We start from the raw sequence: 21429 nt of genomic DNA on the forward strand, positions 1-21429 counted from the left end.
GGTCTACCCGGTCGGGTCCCAGCGGGGATTTTTTTCCAGCAGTTCGGTGGCCTGTTCGGCGGTGGTCGGACGGGAGAAGAAATAGCCCTGCCCGAAGTCCACGTCGAGTTGACGCAGCAGATTCAGATGCTCCGCTGTTTCGACACCTTCGGCCACGGTCTGGAGCTTGAGGTTGCGGGCCAGAACGACGATGGTGCGCACGATTTCCATGTTTTCTTCGGTATCGCTCATGGTCATGACGAAGGACTGATCGACCTTCAACACGTCGATGGGGAACCGGTGCAGGTGGCCAAGGCTGGAATAGCCGGTGCCGAAGTCATCCACATGCAGCCGCACGCCGAGAGTCTTGATCTCGACCAGCTTGTGGGTAACCTCCAACGGATTCTCCATCATCACCCCTTCGGTGATTTCCAGATTCAGGTACTGACCTTCCAATCCGCTGCGGGAGAGGATGTCGGCCACGTCCCCGAGCAGGCTTTCGTCGTTGAACTGCTTGGGCGAGACGTTGACGCTGATGGTCAGGTCCAGGTCTGGAAAACGGTCGCGCCAGGCCTTCATCTGGTGGCAGGCCACATCCAGAACCTCGCGCCCGATGGGGACGATGAGTCCGGTGTCCTCGGCGATGGGCACGAAGTCGGCCGGGGAGATGAATCCGCGCTCCGGATGGTTCCAGCGCAGCAGCGCCTCGAACTTGGTGATCCGCCCGCTGGTCAGGGAAATCACCGGCTGATAGTTGAGAGTGAATTCATGGCGTTCCAGGGCTCGGCGCAGGTCGCTCTCCAACTCCAACTGGGTGACGGCCCGCACGTGCATGCCCTTTTCGAACACCACGTAACGTCCACGGCCCTGGGTCTTGGCCTGATACATGGCAATATCGGCATCGCGCACCACCTCGCCCGGGCGTTCATAGCCGATGCCGCTGGGGGCGATGCCGATGCTGGCGCTGGAGACGATCTCCCGACCGGCCAGCTTGAACGGAACCGCCAGGGCATCGTTGATCCGCTGTGCTACATGCTCGCCGTAATAGGGATCGTCCAGTTCCTCCAGCAGGATGGCGAACTCGTCGCCGCCCAGACGGGCGATGGTGTCGACGGTGCGGGTGCTCTCCTTCAGCCGGTGGGCAATCTCGATCAGCAACTGATCGCCGTAGGAATGTCCCAGGCTGTCGTTGACCACCTTGAAGCGGTCGAAGTCCAGATACAGGACGGCGAAAATATTATCCTCGTGGCGCTTGGCCCGGGCGATGGCCTGTTCCAGGCGATCGACGAACAAGGTGCGGTTGGGCAGGCCGGTCAGGGCGTCATGCAGGGCATCCTTGATCAGTCGTTTCTCGACCAGCTTGCGCTCGGTGATATCGGTCAGACTGCCGACAATGCGGGTGGCGCGTCCCTCGTTGTTGCGCACGGCGATGCCCCGGGCCAACATCCAGCGAAAGCTGCCGTCATGGTGTCTCAGTCGGTGTTCAGAGATGAAAAGCGGCGTTTTATCGTGCAAGTGGGTGTCCAGGGCCTGATGGAACAGAGGCAGGTCGTCATGATGCAGGCGATCCAGCCATTCCTCGGGGCGTGAACTGATTTCTGTGTCCTGAAAACCGAGCATGTTTTTCCAGCGTGGGGAATAGAACAGCTCATCCTCGAACAGGTCCCAGTCCCACAGGCCGTCGTTGGAGCCGCGCATGGCGAGATCGAAGCGTTCCCGCTCGTGGGCCATTTTCAGGTCGGCATTCAGATGGGCACGGGCCTGGCCGAGAATGGCGGCGCAGGAGTCTATGAATGCAGCCTCGTCGGATGTGCAGGCATGGGGTGACGAGAAATGGGCGCTCAGGAGTCCGAAGACTCCGTCGTCCAGCGGAATCGGGGCGACGATGCAGGCGCGAATTCCAATCTCTTCGAACAGGCGCGGCAGGCCATGGCTGGGATCGGTCCTGAAGTCCTCCACCGCCACGGTGCGGCCGCCGAGCAGCGCCTCCCGGGCCAGGGAGTCGTCCTGGGCCAGCATGGCGGCGTGGCCCAGATCCGCTTCCGGCCAGCCCGCCCCATGTTGCAACAATAACGTCCGCCCGTCCTTCAGCAGTTCGAAAACAGCCGTCCGCTCAGCCCCCAGGAACTCCCGGAGCAGCCGGGTGGTTTCCTTCTCGATGGTCTGGATTCCCGACCCGGCGAGGGCCAGGCGGGAGAGACGATTCAGAATCTGAAGCCGTTTCAGATCCAGCCCCTCTTCCTGCCGCCCGGGTGGGTGCGGCAGGGACTTGGATATGGTTTTCGATTGCTCTGACATGAGCGGCTCTGGGACTCCTGGAAATCACAAATCACGAGGGGTGACGAAACGTATCAGCGTTCCGGTAGCCGCCGCAATGTCCGACCATGTGGCCCCCGGGGTCTCGAATTTGATCATGGCCAGGGCCGCGGTGGGGTATTTGGCCTGCATCGCGGCCCTATCGGCGGGTGGTCCGTCGGCAACCAGCGCGCGGGCCGTGGTCTCCATGGTGGGATTGTGGCCAATGACCATGACTGAATCGAAGTCGTCCGACAGCCGACGCAGACGGGTCACGAGCGCCGGAGAATCGTAGCCATACAGATCCTGCTCGACCCAAACCGGAATCGTCCAATTCCAGGTCGATTGCAACTGTTCGAGGGTTTCCCGGGCCCGGCAGGCGGCGGAGCACAGCACCAGATCCGGCTGCAACTCCTCGCGAGCCAGGAAACCGGCCATGGCCAGGGCTGCCCGACGCCCACGGGAGGACAGAGGACGGTCGAAATCCCGGGCCATCGGATTGTCCCAGGACGATTTGGCGTGGCGCAGAAGATAAAGAGTTTTCATTTGGGCAAAGTGAAGGTTGGTGGATGGCGCGCGAGGGGATATCTTACCCGCTACGTGCCCCTTCGTCTTGTAAGAAAAAAGGCTGCGCTCATGAACAACTCGACTCAAGCCGCCCCCGCAAATGTTCCCGCCGTTGCGCCGTCCATGCACAACTCTCCGGAGCGCTTCATCAATCGGGAATTGTCGTGGCTGGCTTTCAACGCACGGGTGATGGAGGAAGCGCATAACCGGCGACACCCCTTGCTGGAGCGGGTGCGCTTCCTGTCCATTTCCGCCTCCAACCTGGATGAGTTCTACATGGTGCGCGTGGCCGGCCTGCGCGGTCAGGTGCATGCCGGCATCAAGACTCCGTCCGACGATGGCATGATGCCCACCGAACAGCTTGCGGCAATCCATCAAAATGTGGCGCGGTTGCAGGCCGATCAGCAGGAATGCTGGCTGCAATTGAAAAAGGATCTGGCCGAGGAAAAAATCTTTGTCCTTGGGCAAAAGGATATCAAGGCAGCCGACATGAAATGGCTGGATCAGCATTTCATGGATCATATCTTTCCGGTGCTGACGCCGCTGGCCATTGATCCGGCCCATCCGTTTCCGTTCATCCCCAATCTGGGATTTTCCCTGGTGCTGATGCTCAAGCGTCGCCATTCCGAGGAAGCCCTGCGCGCCCTGATTCCGGTGCCGCATCTGGTGGAGCGTTTTGTCCGCTTGCCCGGTGCCGAGATCCGCTTCATCGCCTTGGAGGATGTCATCGGGCTGTTTCTCGACCGGCTGTTCCCGGATTGCACTGTGCTCAAGGGCGCGGCGTTCCGGATCATCCGGGACAGCGAAATGGAAATCGACGAAGAGGCCGAGGATCTGGTCCGAACCTTCGAAACGGCGCTCAAGCGTCGCCGTCGCGGGTCGGTCATCCGTCTTGGGCTGAACGCCGATATTCCCGACGACCTGCGGGATCTGGTGGTGCGCGAACTGGGCTCGGACGACAAGGAGATCTTTTATCTGGATGGCATTCTGGGGCTGGTGGACATCAAGCAGTTGATTGTGGATGAGCGCCCGGACCTGCAATTCAAGCCCTATGTGGCCCGCTTCCCGGAGCGAGTGCGGGAGATGGGAGGCGACATTTTCGCCGCCATCTGCAAGAAGGACATCGTTGTCCATCATCCCTACGAGAGCTTCGACGTGGTGGTGCAGTTCGTGCTTCAGGCGGCCCGCGATCCCAAGGTGGTGGCGATCAAGCAGACCCTGTATCGGACCAGCAACAATTCACCGATCATCGCGGCCCTCATCGAGGCCGCCGAGGCGGGCAAGTCGGTCACCGCCATGGTCGAATTGAAGGCCCGGTTCGACGAAGAGGCTAACATCCGCTGGGCCCGCGACCTGGAACGGGCCGGGGCGCAGGTGGTCTATGGCTTCATGGACAAGAAAACCCACGCCAAGGTGAATCTGGTGGTGCGCCGGGAAGACGGCGGCTTGCGCTCCTATGTGCATTTCGGTACCGGCAATTACCACCCGATTACCGCCAAAATCTATACGGACCTGTCCTTTTTCACCTGCGATCCGGTGCTGTGCCAGGACGCCGCCAAGATCTTCAATTTCATGACCGGCTACACCATCCCCGATCATATGGGCAAACTCTGTTATGCTCCTGTGAACCTGCGCGATACCCTGATGGAGCACATTGATCGGGAAATCGTGGCGGCCAAGGCGGGCCAGCCTTCGGGGATCTGGTTGAAGGTCAATTCGGTGGTCGATGCGGCGCTCATCGACAAGCTCTACGAAGCCTCCCAGGCTGGGGTGCATATTGATATGGTCGTGCGCGGTATCTGCTGTCTGCGCCCGGGCGTGCCGGGCCTGTCGGATAATATTCGCGTCAAGAGCATCGTCGGGCGGTTCCTGGAGCACTCGCGGATTATCTGTTTCGCCAATGGTCAGGCTTTGCCATCGCGACAGGCCAAGATCTTCATTTCGTCGGCCGACTGGATGCCGCGCAATCTCAATCGTCGGGTCGAAACCCTGGTGCCAATCGAGAATGCGACGGTGCACCAACAGATCCTCGATCAGATCATGATCGCCAATCTGAAGGATGACGAGCAGAGCTGGGTCTTGAGCAGCGACGGCAGCTTCACCCGCCTGACTCCGCGTAAGAAGGGCTTCAACACCCACAAGTATTTCATGACCAACCCCAGCCTGTCCGGACGGGGCCGTACCTTGAAAAAGGAACGGGCACGCATTCCCGTGTTAAGCCTGACAGAGGATGAGAGCGAATCGTGACTGAAACGACCACCCCGTCGGCGCTGGCCGTCGCCGAAACACCGGCCCGCAAGGAATCTTTGCGCGCCACGACCAAACCACTGGGCCAGATTCCTAAGGACCTGCCACAGGGTCGGGTGGCTGTGGTCGATATTGGTTCCAACTCCGTGCGTCTGGTGGTTTTTCATGGTCGTACCCGCACACCGATCCAGATTTTCAACGAGCGGGCCTTGTGCGGCCTCGGGCGGGGGTTGCGGACCACCGGACGGCTCGACCCGGAAGGGGTGGAACTGGCCTTTGATACCCTCAACCGCTTCACCCTGTTGACCCAGGCCATGGAAGTGGAGGAAGTCGACCTGCTGGCCACGGCGGCAGTGCGCGATTCGGCGGACGGCGGGGATTTTGTCAACGAGATCAAGCGCCGCTTCAATTTCGACGTGGAGGTACTGTCCGGCGAGGAAGAAGCCAAACTGGCGGCGCTGGGGGTGATTTCCGACTGGCCCGATGCCAGCGGCCTGATGGGCGACGTGGGCGGCGGCAGTCTCGATCTGGTGGCCCTGGACGGCGGCAATTACGGGGCGCATGGCACCCTGCCGCTGGGGTCCATCTATCTCTCGGAAGCCTGTGGCGGCGACCTGTCGGCGGCCAAGGGGATCATCGACAGCCAACTGGACAGCCTGCCTTGGCTGACCGATGCCAGGGACAAGACCTTTTATCCGGTCGGCGGGTCCTGGCGCGCCCTGGCGCGGGCAATGATCATGCATATGGATTATCCGCTGCATATCGTCGACAACTTTACCCTGCCGCTCAAGGGAGCCCTGCGTCTGTGTAAGAAGATCGGCCGCATGACTCCTCTGCAATTGGAGGCCTTCAGTTCCGTGTCGAGCCGTCGCCGCACGGCCCTCCCCCTGTCGGCCCTGCTGCTGCGCCGGGTGCTAAAAAGAGTGCAGCCTGCCAAGGTGGTGTTCTCCGCCCATGGCATGCGGGAAGGCTATTATTTCAGCCGCCTGCCCGATGATATCCGTAAACTTGACCCGCTGATTCGCGCCTGTGTCTCGGTGGTGCAGCGGGACGCCCGCTATGGCGGCGACGGCTGCGAACTGATCACCTGGACGGCCCCCCTGTTTTCCGACGAAACGTTCGAGCAGCAGCGGCTGCGGGTGGCGGCCAGCCATCTGGCCGATATTGCTTGGCGCGAACATCCAGATTATCGGGCCGAACAGGCCTTTCACCGGGTCCTCAAACTGCCGGTCGCCGGGCTCTCCCACTGTGACCGGGTGCGTCTGGCGATGATCATTTTCCACCGTTACAACGGCGATGAGAAAATGCCCTTTTCCTCAAGCGTTCAATCGCTGATGGGAGAAGAGGACGGTCGCCATGCCAAACAGGTCGGGCTGGCCCTGCGCCTGGGCATGACGCTCACCGGCAGCGTGCCGGGACTGTTGCTGCGCACCAGTCTGGAGTTCACCGGCCAGACACTGATTCTGCGGGTGCCGCAGGACGACCATGTGTTCCTCAGCGAGGCCATCGGTCAGCGGCTGCAAAGTCTGGCCAAGGTCATGAAGGTGACTGGGTGGCTGGTGACCGGGGATGCCGCACCGCCCAGTTAAGGCGGGATCGTTCAGACCTCAACCACGCGGGCCTTGCCGTCCTTGACGGCCAGCGCCAGTTCGCCGCGCCGCAAGCGCAGGGCATCGGCGCCGAACATATCCAGACGCCAGCCTTCCAGGGTCTTGACCTTGGCCTTTTCACCGAACGCGGCGATCTGTTCCACGTCATCGGCGGAGGCGAGCAGTTTCTGCGCCACGTCATGTTCCTGACAGCGCAATTTCAACAGCACCTTGAGCAGTTCAGAGACTGGGGCGGCGCTTTTGGGCAGGGCTTCCCGGGACGGTTCATCCGGCCAGTCTTCTTTCGGCAGCGCCAGACCGGTCTGGACCGCCTCCAGCACCGCCTTGCCGACGGTGCCCTTGGCCATCCCCTCGCTCAAGCCGCGCACGCGGGCCAGGCTCTCGATGGTATCGGGGAGATTATGGGCGATTTCGAGCATGGCTTCGTCGCGCAACATGCGGCTGCGCGGGATGTCCCGGGCCTGGGCCGCCTCTTCCCGCCAAGCCGCCAGTTCGCGCAACACCGCCAGGGTGCGCGGCTTGGCCCCGCGCCCCTTGATGCGCCGATACATGGTGCGCGGGTCGGGGTCGTAGGTGGCGGGGCTGCTCAGGACTTCCATTTCCTCTTCGAGCCACGGGGCGCGGCCATTCTGGCGCAGCTTGTCGCGCAGTTTCTCGAATACCGGGCGCAGATGAATCACGTCATCCAAGGCATAGACGATTTGTTTTTCGGTCAGCGGCCGCCGTGACCAGTCGGTGAAGCGCGACGATTTGTCGATCTTCGCCTTGGCCAGTTTGGTCACCAGATTTTCATAGGACACCGAATCCCCGAAGCCGCAGACCATGGCCGCCACCTGGGTATCGAAAATGGGATGCGGCACCCGTCCGGTGAGATTGTAGAAAATCTCCAGATCCTGGCGCGCCGCATGGAAAACCTTGATTACCGCTTCGTTGGCCATCAAATCGAACAGCGGCGTCAGGTCAATGCCCTCGGCCAACGGATCGACGGCCTTGCATTCGTCCTTGCCCCCCAACTGGACCAGACAAAGTTGCGGCCAGTAGGTCTTTTCGCGCAGGAACTCGGTATCCACCGTGACATAGGGCTCCCGCGCCAGTTTGGCGCAGAAATCGGCGAGGGTCTGACTGTCGCAAATCACGGGCATGGGGAGGTCATACACCAATTTCCCGGCAGAGCCCACCAAATTCCAATGAAATTGATAAAAATATTCGCTTAAATGAAAGTATATAAAAATATATTCAATTTTACTTAAACATAAATGATTTAGATATAAATGAAATATGCATCAATATTCATGTAGTGCAAATGTCAGACAAATGCAAAACCATTGCCGAGGATACACCGATGCAGCAAACAACATTTTGGCCCGCGCCGAGTTGCATGCGTCAATGGCCCGGCGGCTGGTGGGTCAGAGCCTGCGCCCAACGGGGTGTTCCCTGCTCCCCCGGTTGCTCCTGCGCCCTGTGGTGCCGGGGCCGATCTTAGAGCGGGATGAAGCCGGAGTGAATCGAAAGGGGATTCCCAAAGTCTCGCAATTCTGATTCAACATACTGGCTGGAAAAGGAGGCCAGTATGGATGACGAAACCCTATTCGAACGATCTCCGCGAGCGTGTGGTCGCCGCCGTTGAGGAAGGCGGCCTCTCTCGGCACCAAGCTGCGGCGCGGTTTGCCGTTGGTGTCAGTTCGGTCATCCGCTGGGTGACCCGTTTCCGCGAGACGGGCAGTGTTGCGCCCGACAAGATGGGAGGGAACCGGCCGAAGACAATCCGAGGAGAACACCGTGATTGGCTTATCCAGCGGTGCAAGGAGAAGGACTTCACGTTGCGTGGGTTGGTGGCGGAACTGGCCGAGCGCAAGGTGATGGTCGACTACCGCAGCGTCTGGGAATTCGTGCATGCCGAAAAACTGAGTTTCAAAAAAAAGCGTCCTTCCCAGGGAACAGGATCGGCCCGACGTGGCGCGTAAGCGTGAACAGTGGAAGGCGTATCAGGACCGGGTGGCCATTGATCGCCTAGTCTTCATCGACGAAACCTGGACCAAGACCAACATGGCGCCGCTCCGGGGATGGGCGCCGGTCGGCCAAAGGCTCGACGCCAAGGTGCCGTATGGCCACTGGAAAACCATGACCTTCCTCGCCGCGCTCCGCCACGACCGCATTGAGGCGCCCTGGGTTCTCGACGGGCCGATCAATGGCGAACGCTTCCGGGTCTATGTCGAGAAGGTGCTCATCCCCACCCTCAAGCCCGGCGATATCGTGGTCATGGACAATCTCGGCAGCCACAAGGGCGAAGCTATCCGCCGCCTCATCCGAGGCGCGGGTGCCAAGCTGTTCTTCCTGCCGAAATACTCCCCCGACCTGAACCCCATCGAGCAGGTCTTTGCCAAACTCAAGCATCTGCTGCGCAAGGAGGCCGCGCGCACCGTCGATGCGCTCTGCGAGGCCATCGGAAGGCTACTCGATGCCTTCCCGCCGCAGGAATGCGCCAACCTCGTCAGAAACGCCGGATATGGACCAACCTAAATTCATCCCGCTCTAATGTATCCGCGATGCCTTACTTCTGCATCACGATCCAAGCCGCCATTGAGGTGGCGGCCAAGCGCGCAGCGCGCCCGGCGAGGGGCTCAAGTGATGCAGGTTTTCTGCATCACGATCCAAGCCGCTCTTGCGGTGGCGGGGACATATGGACCACCCGCTGCGGGAAGGGGATTTCGATTCCGGCATCGGTAAGCTTGGCGAGAATGGCAAAGCGGATATCCGAAGCGGTGGTAACCCGCAATTCCACATTGCGCAGAAAGGCGCGCAATTCGAACATCAGGGCGCTGTCGCCGAAATCCTTGAAAACCACCATGGGCAGGGGATAGGTCAGGACGTTGGCTTGTTCCTTGGCGCTTTCCAGGAGGATTTCCTTGACCTTCTGGACGTCGCTGCCATAGGCGACACCGATCAGGATGTCCACCCGTCCGAGCAGGTTCTTGTGCGTCCAGTTGAGCACCGAAGAGGAAATCAGGTCGGCGTTGGGGATGATCACGCTGGCCCGCTGGAACGTGGTGATCTCGGTGGAGCGGACATTGACTTTCTTGACCGTGCCCTCGTGCTCCCCAATGACCACCCAGTCGCCGGGCTTGATGGGCCGTTCGGCGAGCAGAATCAGGCCGGAGACGAAATTATTGACGATGGTTTGCAGTCCGAAGCCGATGCCGACCGATAGCGCACCGGCGATCAGCGCCAGATTGGTCAGGTCGATGCCCATGGCCGAAATGGCGGCCAGCGCGGCAATCAGGACCCCCAGATAACCGATGCCGCTTTTCAGGGCGTCGGAAATGCCCTTGTCCTGGGTCAGGCTGGGCAGCAGATGCTGGGTCACCGATTTCTGAATGACTCGGGTGATCAGAATGATGGTGGTGAACAACATGATGCCGAGCAGCAGATCGGCCAGCGAAAAGGTATAGGAGCCGACGCGGAAGCCGTTGAACAGGCTGCTCGCCAAATCCATCATCTGTGCCGGGCGCAGGCCCCAGACCGGCAACAGTAAGGTCAGCCCGAACACGATCAACCCCATGTCAGAGGCCAGGAACAGCAGCGCCTTGAGCCGCTTCGCGCCGAGTTGGGTGATGGCCAGGGCATCGCGCAGGCCTTTCCCCAGGCGGCCCTCCCCTTCCAGCAACAGGGTCACCGCTTCGCGCAACATGGTACGCAGGAACCACAGCAGGCTGATGATGATGGTGCTGAGAACCAGCAATCGCATCATGTAGTTGGCCAACTGTCCATAACCAACCAAAGCCAGGATCGGAGTCAGCAGCAGGGCGAGCGACAGCAGGGAGCGCAGACGGGTGCGTAGCGGACCGGCGCTGGCTTCGGCGTCCGGGTCGGCGTCCGTCGGACTCTCGATGGCTTTCCCCCAGATCCGTCGGGACAGGGTGGCGATCAGGGCCGGGGCCAGAATGAGGGTGGTCAGGGTGGCGAAGACCGCCTGAAACGACTCCGAGGGCGTGGTCCAGGAGAGGGCGCGATATAGGGCATCCGGGAACAGGAACAGCACCAGCGACAGCTTGGCCCGGTTCACCAGGAGGCGGGCCGCCGCATCTGGCAAGGCCATCAGGCGCCATTGCAGGGCTTCCGGAGCCAGCGCCGCATCGAGCAGCGAGGCGGAGAGCAAAAAGATGATGATTCCGCGGACCACACTGCCCACGGCACTGGCTAGGGCATCCTCCACCAGCCCGCCCTCGACCACCAGAACCCCGATGGCGGCGAGAAAAACCACGGGAATGAGGCCGCCGGTCAGACCTTCGCTCAGGGCGGCCAACAGGCGGCGCGAGGCACTGGGTTCGGCCAGCGACGGGTCGCGCCCGAAGCGACGAGTCAGCCAACGCCGCAGCGGCCACCCCACCAGGGTCGCCAAAAAGGCATAGAGCAGAACTTGCAGCGCCCGGCTGCGCTTTTTGTTGTCCCGTTGCAGTTCGGCCCACCAGTCCCGCGGGGCGTCGAGGAAGGTCGCCACGAACAGTCCGGCGAATTCCTGGCCCGCCGTGACCCAAACCTCCCAGTGAACGGGGGTCGGACCGCGTTGGAGCAGCGTATCGCGCAGTTCCGCGCGTTCGGTCCGTGAGAGATCGAGCAGAATCTGTTCGCCCTGAGCGATGATCAGTGCGGACTGCTTGCTTTCCGTTTCATAACGGCTGAGTTCGGCGGTCAGGTCGGCCCGACGCTTGGCGATCACGGGCTCTTCCGGTGCCGCATCGGCCTCCGGTTTGGGGCCCAGCTGGTCGAGCAATTGCTGGACCTGTTTGGCCCGCTCCAGGGAGACCTCGCGCCGGGCGACGGCCAGAGTGATCAGGGTCCGAATGCGCTTGCGTTCCAGGCTGGTCCCCTCGTCGCGTGGGACTTTCCGCTCGATCTGGTCAGCCAGAGTCTCCAGTTCCTTGGCCCAGGCCCGCACTTCGGTGCCGTTCGTCTGGGAGTCCTGCGCCCGGGCCAGGGAGCCGAAGGACAGGCAAAGCAGCAACAGGATCAACACAAAACGGGGCATGGTCTCGACTATTCCAGAGAAAGGCCTCTTGAACCGGCAGTCTAGTACGATCTAGGGCACGGGAACATAGGCTTTCAAACGGCTCAGGATCGACGGATTTTCCCGCGCGTAGGCGGTCATTTCCCGCGCCCGTTCGGCAAGGTGGGCGTCGATGTTGGAGGGTGTCAGGGATCTGCCGAATGATTCCGTGGCCACAGGCGCGGGGCATTGATCCCGCAACAGGCTGTCGAGCATCTTGTCACCCAGTTCCTTGCGGTAATGGGCCGGTTCCCAGAACCACTTGAGGCTCTCGCCCCGTGCCGCGATCCCGGCCACGGGCTCGCTGGAATAGGCGTCGATGGCGCTGAAATCCCACAGGGGAAGCCCGCCTTCGTCAGCGGCGAGGGCGACCAGACGGCGCTTCCATTGTTCGAACAGCGGCCACAGGTCGAAAGCGGAAATGGCGGCCAGATATTCGGCGTGATAGGGATTGATGAACAGGGTGACCTGGATTTGCTGCTCCCGCGCCTGTCGCAGCAGGCGGCGCAACGCCTCGAAGTCCGAGGACCAGGTGCGGCCCCGGGGATAAAGCGACCAGGAACGGGCGGTCAGCCGCTCGGCGACTTCACGGTTCTTTTGCGCGAACAGAACGCTCACCCCCTCGCTGTCAACGATGGGACGGTAGATCTGTTCGGCCGGGTTGAAGCCCAGCTCGGTGCGGGTCTCCACAAAGGGTTGCCTCTGTTGCGCCAGAGTGGCGATGGCATGGCCCAGAGCGTCGAGGGACAGGGCGGCCATGGCATAATCCTTCAGCCGCCGCCACTTAAATTCCGGTACGGTCCGACCCAGGGCATCGACCGCCAGCGGATCGGGTTCCCGTGACGGAATCGGCCACTGTTCGGGGTCCGACGGCGTTTGTGGATCGACCAGAAAATCAATGAAATCCAGGCCGACCAGCATCTGCCGGACCGGGCCGGAGGCCAGGCCATGCTGCCCATAGCGGACCTGGGCATAAACCGAAGTGCCGGGCAGAGCCATGTTGTAGACCGGGCGCGCCGCCTGCGACCAGCAGCGATGAGTCGGATCAAGCCCCATTTCAGGCCGGGAATTGCCGACGATCAGGCTGGCCGGTCGGACACGTTCCACCTGATAGACCTTCGACAGCCGTCCCCGGTTTCCGGCGAAGGGCTTGGCCAGATTGATCCCCTCGATGCGCGGGGTACCGAAGATACCGTACGGATCAATGAGTAATATGAAGCTCACGGCCAGAACCATGAAAGCCAGGCCGCCGAGCGAGAGGGTTCTGATATAGCGTTTGAAGGTCATGGCGTCAGAACTGGAAATACAGGAATTCGGAAACACTGGACAGGGCCAGAATGCCGCACCCGGCCAGCAGGGCGATCCCCAACGCCCAGCGCCACGAAGGCCGCCAAGCCAGGGACAGCATCCAGTGGCCCAGAGGCTGGATGGCGTCCTCCTGGGGTCTCGGATAGAAATTCACCGTCGGACGATAGCGGCGCATCAACTGGCTGGTATTGGGGGCGACCAGGGCCAGGGCCAACAGACTGACCACCCAGAGATAGGTGAAACCGAAATCGCGCCCCTGGCCGAGGAAGGTGCCGACCCCCAGGTCGCGCAGCGCCTGTTGCAGTGGCGCACTCAATTGAACGAACAAAGCGTTGGGCAGAGCCACGCCGTTGAGCCCGACCATGGCCCGCAGCATGGCGATGGCGGCATCGAAACTCTCGGCCCGGAAGAACACCCAGCCCACCACCACGGCCAGGAAGGTCAGCCCCCAGGCAAACACCCGCCAAGCGGCAAAACGGCGCAGGTCGCCCAGCTTCAACTGACGGCACAACAGGTGCCAGCCGTGATTGATCATCAAATAGATGCCATGCAAGCCCCCCCAGATGACAAAGGTCCATCCCGCCCCATGCCACAGTCCACCCAGCACCATGGTCGCCAGCAGGTTGCCGTAGCGGCGGGCGGGGCCGTGGCGGTTGCCGCCGAGGCGGATATACAGATAATCGCGCAGAAACCGCGACAGGGTCATATGCCAGCGCCGCCAGAAGGCGACGATGCTCCCGGCCTTGTAGGGCGAGAAGAAATTGAGCGGCAGACGGATGCCGAACAAACGAGCCGAGCCGATAGCCATGTCCGTATATCCAGAAAAATCGAAATACAGTTGCAGGGTATAGGCCAGCGCCCCGCCCCAGGCGGTGAACAGGGAAAGCTCGCCGCCGGTCTGGGCCACATTAAAGACCGGCGTCGCATAGGCGGCGACCCCGTCAGCCAAGACCGCTTTCTTGAACAATCCGATAAAAAAGATGGTGGCCCCGATGGCGATGTTCTTGGCCCGTGGCGTCAATACCTCATCACGCATGAATTGCGGCATCATCTCCGAATGATGGACGATCGGCCCGGCGATGAGTTGCGGGAAAAAGGTCACGAACAGGGCGTAGTGAAAAAAGCTGTATTCCTCGACCAGCCCTTCGTGCACATCGACCAGATAGGCGATCTGTTGAAAGGTGAAAAAGGAAATGGCCAGCGGCAGGACAATCGGGGCCAGATTCAAGGAGCTATCGAACAGGGCGTTGACATTATCGACGAAGAAATTGGCGTATTTGTAATAGCCCAGGAGCCCCAGATTGCAAGCGATGCCGCCCATCAGCAACAGGCGGCGCGACAGGGAACGGGGGTCGGGCAGCTGGCCGATGGCGCGCCCGACCGCGAAATTGAAGCCCATGGAAAACAGCATCAGCCCCAGATACAGGGGATTCCACCAGCCATAATAAAACAGCGACGCCAGGACCAGCCAGACAATGGCCCATTCGCGCCCGAACCGGCGGCTGATGGCAAAAAACCCGATCAGCACCAGGGGCAGGAAAAACACCAGATATTCGTAGGAATTGAAAAGCATGTTATGAGGGTCATAATAATTTAAAATAAATTCAATGATTGTGTTGGCATACACAGTCTAGAAGCCCCGCCGATAAAAGGCCAGGATCGACAGGTGACGCTTTGTATAAATAAAAAGGGCCACCCCTGGGCGGCCCTCGTTCAGCATGGCGGCGGATGGGATCAGGCCGAGGCGACGCCCTTGTCGGCCATCATGGCCTTCAGTTCGCCGTTGGCATGCATCTCGCGCACGATATCGCAGCCGCCGACGAATTCACCCTTGATGTAAAGCTGCGGAATGGTCGGCCAGCTGGCGAATTCCTTGATGCCCTCGCGCAGTCGCGGGTCTTCGAGCACATTGATGCCCTTGAACTTGACGCCGGTCTCGCTGAGAACCTGGACTACGGCGGCGGAAAAGCCGCATTGGGGAAACATGGGGGTGCCCTTCATGTAGAGCACCACATCGTTTTCTTCCAGGTCCTGGCGGATCTGCTTGAATACGGGCTTGTCGTCGGTCATGGCAAAAAAATCCTTCATGCAAAAAAAAATAACAAGGCAACCCGCCGCAACGGGCGGCAACTGGATGTCATATGGTCCCGGGGGTCGGCCCTGTCAACGGCCCACGGAACAGGATCAGTCCGGGGCCGAGGTGGACAGTTGCAGAGCGTGCAACTCGCCGTCCGCGCCGTCCATCTTGCCTTTCAGCGCCCCATAGACCATCTGGTGTTGTTGCACCCGTGACTTGCCGCGAAAGGCCTCCGAGACCACCGTCGCCGACAAATGGTTTTTATCCCCGACCAGATCGGAAACCGTGACCTGGGACCCCGGCAGGCCCTCCTCGATCAATTGCTTGAGTTGGCTCAGTTCCATGGCCATATTGGTAACTCCTTGACTTAAATAATAAAACTAATCACACCGCCATATAGCTGGGCATCCAGTCCTCGTGCAGGCGACGCAGTTCTTCCAGCGATATGGTGCCGCTTCCGGCAATCTCAAGGCTGTCGCCGCCGGTCTTGCCGACGGTGCGGGCCGGAACGTTGGCCTGAAAGGCGCGGGTCATGACCTCGTCCTTGTCGTCGGTGGCGATGAGGTAGCGGCCCTGGTCCTCGCCGAAGAACCAGCCATGCAACGGCTTGGCCCCGGGCGGGCTTTCAAGCAGGCAGCCGACGTTGCCAGCCAGGGCCATTTCCGCCGCCGCGACGGCCAGCCCGCCGTCGGACAGGTCATGGCAGCCACTGACCAGACCGCATTCGATGAGTCCGCGCACCAGATCCCCGTGCATCCGCTCGCGTTTGAGATCCACCGGCGGCGGGGCCCCTTCCTCGCGGCCCTCGATCTCGCGCAGATACAAGGACGCGCCCAGATGGCCCCTGGTCTCACCGATCAGGATCAGGGTCAGATCGTCATCGGGGAACGTGGCCTCGACGCGCAGGCCGATTTTCGGCAGCAGGCCGACCGCGCCGATGGTCGGTGTCGGCAGGATGGGTGCCCCCTGAGTCTCGTTGTACAAAGAGACATTGCCCGACACGACCGGAAAATCGAGCGCCGAACAGGCCTCGCCCATGCCGCGGATGCAGCCCACCAGTTGACCCATGATTTCCGGCTTTTCCGGGTTGCCGAAATTGAGGTTGTCGGTGACCGCCAGCGGCTTGGCCCCGACGGCGGTCAGATTGCGCCAGGCCTCGGCCACCGCCTGTTTGCCGCCTTCGTAGGGATGGGCGACGCAATAGCGCGGGGTCACATCGCTGGTCAGGGCCAGGCCCTTGCGGGTGCCGTGGATGCGCACCACCGCCGCGTCCCCGCCGGGGCGGCCCACCGTGTCACCCATCACCATGTGATCGTACTGCTCCCAGATCCAGCGCTTGGAGGCCTGATCGGGACAGCTCATGAGGGTCTTCAGGGCCTCGATGGGATCGACCACGGCCACGTCGGCGGGATCAATCTGGGACCGCGAGGGATTCTCCACCCAGGGCCGGTCATATTCCGGCGAGGCCAGGGCCAGCGGGTCGATGGGCAAATCGGCGACGATTTCGCCGTGATGGCGGATCACCATGCGCCCCGTATCGGTGATGGTGCCGACGATGGCGAAATCCAGTTCCCATTTCTCGAAGATTTTGCGCGCGATGTCTTCCTTGCCCGGTTGCAGCACCATCAGCATCCGTTCCTGGCTTTCCGACAGCAGCATCTCATAGGGGGTCATGCCCTCTTCGCGCTGCGGCACCCTGTCCAGATTCATGTCGATGCCGACGCCGCCCTTGGAGGCCATCTCGAAGGACGACGAGGTCAGCCCCGCCGCGCCCATGTCCTGAATGGCGACGATGGCGTCGGTCTGCATCAATTCCAGACAGGCTTCCACCAGCAGCTTCTCGGTAAACGGATCGCCGACCTGTACCGTCGGCCGCTTTTCCTCGGAATCCGCATTGAATTCGGTGGAGGCCATGGTCGCGCCGTGGATGCCGTCGCGTCCGGTCTTGGAGCCTACATAGACCACCGGATTGCCGATCCCGGCAGCGGCGGAATAGAAGATCTTGTCCGTATCCACCAGCCCGGCAGTGAAGGCGTTGACCAGGATGTTACCGTTGTAGCTGGGATGGAATTCGCATTCGCCGCCCACCGTCGGCACGCCGATGCAGTTGCCGTAGCCGCCGATCCCGGCCACCACGCCGGACAGCAGGTGCCGGGTCTTGGGATGGTCCGGCGATCCGAAGCGCAGGGCGTTGAGATTGGCGATGGGCCGCGCCCCCATGGTAAACACGTCGCGCAGGATGCCGCCGACCCCGGTCGCCGCCCCCTGATAGGGCTCGATATAAGAGGGGTGGTTGTGGCTCTCCATTTTGAAGATCACCGCCTGCCCGTCGCCGATATCGACGATGCCCGCATTCTCACCGGGACCGCAGATCACCCGCTCGGGGTCCTCGGTGGATTCTGTGGGCAGAGTCTTCAGCCACAGCTTGGAGGACTTGTAGGAGCAATGCTCCGACCACATGACGGAAAACACCCCCAGTTCCGTATGGTTCGGTTCCCGCCCCAGAATCTCCAGGATCTTTTCGTATTCCTCAGGCGTGATGCCATGTTCGGCGATCAGTTCAGGGGTCATCTCGGTCACGGCGGGGCTCCTGGAAAAGGGGGCGCGGCAGGGCAGGGAAAACAGTGCGCCCTTGATAGCAAGGTTCATCGGTTTGCGAAAGAGACCATGGCGCCGGTGACCAGAACGAAATGCCGAATTGTTATCGCAGGGGGCGGGGTGTGGGTGTCGGCGTGGGGGGGTGTTTGGGTGTGGCGGTGCATGCCGCGTAGTTAATGGCGTGTTATCGTAACCGTAACCTGCAGTAGTTCAGACCTGATCTGACACTCACCAGTATGGCTCATCACGAAGCCGCTGGGGGCGTCTATGCGATTATCGTAATCTCATTTTGGTTTACGCGCCATTTTGCCCGCCTCTCTCATCAGTCTTCTTGTCTGTTTCTTCCGCATGGTCGAACAAACTCGGCATGTCCGGCTCCCGAAGGGAGACTTCCTCCAGAATTTCTTGGAGTTCCTGCTCGATCAGCGGTTTAGCGATTTCGCGGCCGTTGAACGTCAATACTTTCAACACGCGAACGTTCGAGGGCTTGGACGGACTGGTCGGAAAAGCCCATTGAACGCGCATGTTGTCGCCGATGTCCGCTTCTATGTCCTTTACCTTGACGTGGTGCCAAAAGGCCTCGTCCTCAATCGAAAAGGCAATGTCTTTATACTTGTCGGTTTTTCCCTGCCATTTTCGTCCGTCTCTCAGCCAGTTCGGTGAATTGGCGAGGACGTCCACGATCTCAACGGTCCACGAATGCGGAGGTTCCGGGTCAGTGATTTCCTCGTCAGGGAGTTGTTCGATAAACTTTGGGAAATCTGCTCGTTTAAGGCCAAAATGTTCGGATCGATCAAAACCAAGCGCCTTTACCTCTCGGTTATCCACGCAGGCCTGATAGACCCGGTTCTTGGCGGAGTATGCCTTTCTGAATTTCCGCTTGGTGAAGCCGATCTTTTCGAGCTGATCAGCGTGCGTCTCCAAAAAGCGAATAATGAGCTCGGCCAGAATAGCCGCCTCAAGTTCCATACTCTTCGTCTGCGCCGCAACGTCGTCTTTCGGTAAGGCCGTGAGGAACCCCATCACATCCGGCGGCGGCCCATCATCGCGGGAACCGATTTTCCGCGTCAACCGACCAAGCTGGTCCGCCCAATGGGCCGGTTCATGACCGGTAAGCCCTTTGATGTACGCTTTCCCAATGTCAGTCGAAAGAAAGACCCATACAGGACCTCCCACGACGACGACAAGCTCCAATAACTCGATCAGACCGCCGGGTTCTGGCGTAATAACCCGAAGCTCAAACTTTCCCTTTCCGTCGAACAGTTCCTCATTGAAATTTTCGACAATGGATAGGGTCGCATTCGCCGTATCGACAAACTGCTTCAGCGGAAGGCTGTGCTGATCTACATCGAAATGATAAACAATCGAGCGATCATGTGGGTTACGATAAGAGTGCATTTTTTGAACCATGCTTTGACACCCTCATACTTCGTCAAGCTCAGCATGAGGGTGGGTTACGGTGACTGTGCATTAATTAAATTAGGGGTTACGTTGACAGCGCATTAATTAAATTAGGTGATTCCCGCCTCGATAAATATCTCGTCCAGGCCCTCGTGCTTGGCGGTTTCCTTATCCAAAACATACTGTCACCCTAACCCAGGATATATCATCATCCGGTGGTTGCTGCAATAAATTTACTTCAACCATATCGCCACATCCATGCTACAGTGGAGCACACGGACGAGAATGATCCCTGCCTCCTCAGTCCGATAGACGATCAGGTGATTTTCGTAGGGAAAAAGTCAGTTCGTTCAACCGCCAGGTACGGTTGGGCGGCGAGGACGTTGAATCGCTGCTCTATGCCTGACAGATCGGCGCGCCGCTGGGCCGCCCCCCATCCCTTACAGCTTGCGCACGTCGGTCAGGTGGCCGGTGACAGCCGCCGCGACGGCCATTTCGGGGCTCACCAGATGGGTCCGTCCGCCGCGGCCTTGGCGGCCTTCGAAATTGCGGTTCGAGGTGGAGGCGCAGCGTTCGCCGGGCTCCAACTGGTCGCCGTTCATGGCCAGGCACATGGAGCAACCGGGTTCGCGCCACTCGAAGCCCGCTTCGATAAAGATATCGTCCAGGCCCTCGTGCTCGGCGGTTTCCTTGACGATGCCGGAACCGGGTACCACAAAGGCCTGCACCCCCGCCGCCACATGGCGGCCCTTGGCGATGCTTGCCGCGGCGCGCAGATCCTCGATCCGCCCATTGGTGCAGGAACCGATGAACACCTTGTCGATGGGAATATCGGTCAGCGCCATGCCGGGCTTGAGGTCCATATAGGCCAACGAGCGGGCGATGCCCTTGGCCTTCCCCGCGTCACGGGCCGAGGCCGGATCGGGCACCCGGCCCGAAATGGGCAGCGCATCCTCGGGGCTGGTGCCCCAGGTCACAAAGGGCTCCAGGGTCGCGGCGTCCATATGCACTTCCGCGTCATAGGTCGCGCCCGGGTCGCTGGGCAGGGTCTTCCAGTAGGAGACCGCCTGTTCCCAGGCCCCGGCCTTGGGGGCCATGGGGCGGCCCATGAGGTAGTTGTAGGTGGTCTCGTCGGGGGCGATCAGACCGGCCCGCGCGCCGCCCTCGATGGTCATGTTGCAGACCGTCATGCGGCCTTCCATGGACATCTCGCGGATCGCCTGCCCTGCATATTCGATCACATAGCCGGTGCCGCCCGCGGTGCCGATCTTGCCAATGACGGCCAGCACCAGATCCTTCGGGGTGACCCCGGGGGGCAACGCACCGTCAATCTGCACCAACATGTTCTTGGCCGGTTTCTGCAACAGGGTCTGGGTGGCCAGCACATGCTCCACCTCGGAGGTGCCGATGCCGAAGGCCAAGGCCCCGAACGCGCCATGGGTGGCGGTGTGGGAATCGCCACAGACGATGGTCGTCCCGGGCAGGGTAAAGCCCTGTTCCGGCCCGACGATATGAACGATGCCCTGGCGGATATCGTCCATCGCGTAATAGGGCACGCCGAAATCGCGGGTGTTGGATTCCAGGGCTTCCACCTGGATGCGCGATTCGTCGTTGGCGATGCCCCGGGAACGGTCGGTGGTCGGCACGTTGTGATCGGCCACGGCCAGGGTCAGATCCGGTCGCCGCACCTTGCGCCCTGCCGTGCGCAGCCCCTCGAACGCCTGCGGGCTGGTCACTTCATGGACCAGATGGCGGTCGATATAGAGCAGGCAGGTGCCGTCGTCCTGGACATCCACCAGATGGTTGTCCCAGATCTTGTCAAACAGCGTGCGCGGCTGTGCGGCCATGGCTTGGCTCCCGTGGCTGGACTCTCCTGAAAGGCCGAAGAGACTTACGCTTCGGTGGCGGTTTCAGCAGCAGCCGAGCCCTTGCGTTGCCAGTCCTTGCGCTCGGTGATGCGGGCCGCCTTGCCGGTCCGGCCCCGCAGGTAATAGAGCTTGGCCCGGCGCACGGCACCGCGGCGCACCACCTCGATCCCCTCGACGGTTGGCGAGTAGATCGGGAACACCCGCTCCACACCCTCGCCGTAGGACAGCTTACGCACCGTGAAACTGGAGCTCAGGCCCTTGTTTGCGCGGCCGATACACACGCCTTCGAAGGCCTGGATTCGGGAGCGTTCGCCCTCGACCACCCGCACGTTGACCCGCAGGGTGTCGCCCGGCTGGAATTCCGGAATCGGCTTGTCCGACAGCTTGGCTATTTGCTCTTGTTCGAGCTTGCTAATGATATCCATCGTTCTGTTC

15 protein-coding genes are annotated in these 21429 nt (G+C 60.9%); 3 read left to right on the forward strand and 12 right to left on the reverse strand.

What is annotated here, in order from left to right; all coding sequences use genetic code 11:
- Positions 1-3: 3 nt before the first annotated feature.
- Both ACYQ1P_RS00620 and ACYQ1P_RS00625 read right to left on the reverse strand, forming a co-directional pair.
- Positions 4-2277, reverse strand: coding sequence for a putative bifunctional diguanylate cyclase/phosphodiesterase (locus tag ACYQ1P_RS00620; RefSeq protein WP_460018446.1), 2274 nt, complete (start codon positions 2275-2277; stop codon positions 4-6).
- A 24-nt stretch (positions 2278-2301) separates the two neighbouring features.
- Complete coding sequence (locus ACYQ1P_RS00625; RefSeq protein WP_460018447.1) at positions 2302-2820, reverse strand: SixA phosphatase family protein; 519 nt, start codon at positions 2818-2820, stop codon at positions 2302-2304.
- Between the two features lie 90 nt (positions 2821-2910).
- On the opposite strand from ACYQ1P_RS00625, the gene ACYQ1P_RS00630 reads away from it, so the two are divergent.
- Positions 2911-5088 carry an RNA degradosome polyphosphate kinase gene (locus tag ACYQ1P_RS00630; RefSeq protein WP_460018448.1) on the forward strand — a complete coding sequence of 726 codons (2178 nt, stop codon included), beginning with the start codon at positions 2911-2913 and terminating at the stop codon, positions 5086-5088.
- Complete coding sequence (locus ACYQ1P_RS00635; protein ID WP_460018449.1) at positions 5085-6677, forward strand: Ppx/GppA phosphatase family protein; 1593 nt, start codon at positions 5085-5087, stop codon at positions 6675-6677. The genes ACYQ1P_RS00630 and ACYQ1P_RS00635 overlap by 4 nt, the downstream gene beginning before the upstream one ends.
- An 11-nt stretch (positions 6678-6688) precedes the next feature.
- Here ACYQ1P_RS00635 and rnd read toward each other — a convergent pair whose 3' ends face one another.
- The gene (gene rnd, locus ACYQ1P_RS00640; protein WP_460018450.1) at positions 6689-7840 is read right to left on the reverse strand and encodes a ribonuclease D; all 1152 of its coding nucleotides are present in this window, start codon (positions 7838-7840) and stop codon (positions 6689-6691) included.
- Positions 7841-8272: 432 nt separating this feature from the next.
- On the opposite strand from rnd, the gene ACYQ1P_RS00645 reads away from it, so the two are divergent.
- A protein-coding gene (locus tag ACYQ1P_RS00645) for an IS630 family transposase (RefSeq protein WP_460018340.1) occupies positions 8273-9218 on the forward strand; the annotation gives its coding sequence in 2 pieces (ribosomal slippage) (positions 8273-8611 and positions 8613-9218; 945 coding nt in all).
- A 124-nt stretch (positions 9219-9342) separates the two neighbouring features.
- On the opposite strand, the gene ACYQ1P_RS00650 is transcribed toward ACYQ1P_RS00645, so the two are convergent.
- The 9 genes from ACYQ1P_RS00650 to rplS form a co-directional block, all read right to left on the reverse strand.
- Positions 9343-11724: a mechanosensitive ion channel family protein gene (locus ACYQ1P_RS00650; RefSeq protein ID WP_460018451.1), complete on the reverse strand. Its 2382-nt coding sequence runs from the start codon at positions 11722-11724 to the stop codon at positions 9343-9345.
- 51 nt (positions 11725-11775) lie between these two features.
- Positions 11776-13029, reverse strand: a complete 1254-nt coding sequence (locus tag ACYQ1P_RS00655; RefSeq protein ID WP_460018452.1) for a hypothetical protein — start codon at positions 13027-13029, stop codon at positions 11776-11778.
- A gap of 4 nt (positions 13030-13033) precedes the next feature.
- A complete protein-coding gene (locus ACYQ1P_RS00660) occupies positions 13034-14623 on the reverse strand; it encodes an MBOAT family O-acyltransferase (protein ID WP_460018453.1) in 1590 nt (529 codons plus the stop codon).
- A gap of 161 nt (positions 14624-14784) precedes the next feature.
- The gene (grxD, locus tag ACYQ1P_RS00665; RefSeq protein WP_460018454.1) at positions 14785-15120 is read right to left on the reverse strand and encodes a Grx4 family monothiol glutaredoxin; all 336 of its coding nucleotides are present in this window, start codon (positions 15118-15120) and stop codon (positions 14785-14787) included.
- Between the two features lie 114 nt (positions 15121-15234).
- Positions 15235-15477 carry a BolA family protein gene (locus ACYQ1P_RS00670; protein ID WP_460018455.1) on the reverse strand — a complete coding sequence of 81 codons (243 nt, stop codon included), beginning with the start codon at positions 15475-15477 and terminating at the stop codon, positions 15235-15237.
- Between the two features lie 34 nt (positions 15478-15511).
- Positions 15512-17698 (reverse strand): phosphoribosylformylglycinamidine synthase subunit PurL, encoded by a 2187-nt coding sequence (purL, locus tag ACYQ1P_RS00675; protein ID WP_460020111.1) that lies wholly within the window; start codon positions 17696-17698, stop codon positions 15512-15514.
- A 321-nt stretch (positions 17699-18019) separates the two neighbouring features.
- On the reverse strand, positions 18020-19135 hold the full coding sequence (locus ACYQ1P_RS00680; RefSeq protein ID WP_460018456.1) for a hypothetical protein: 1116 nt from the start codon (positions 19133-19135) through the stop codon (positions 18020-18022).
- A 431-nt stretch (positions 19136-19566) separates the two neighbouring features.
- On the reverse strand, positions 19567-20973 hold the full coding sequence (gene leuC, locus ACYQ1P_RS00685) for a 3-isopropylmalate dehydratase large subunit (RefSeq protein WP_460018457.1): 1407 nt from the start codon (positions 20971-20973) through the stop codon (positions 19567-19569).
- Positions 20974-21017: 44 nt separating this feature from the next.
- Entirely contained in the window at positions 21018-21419 is a 402-nt protein-coding gene (gene rplS / locus ACYQ1P_RS00690) for a 50S ribosomal protein L19 (protein ID WP_460018458.1), read from the reverse strand.
- Between the last annotated feature and the right edge of the window lie 10 nt (positions 21420-21429).

The sequence above is a fragment of the Magnetospira thiophila genome (genome assembly GCF_054657015.1).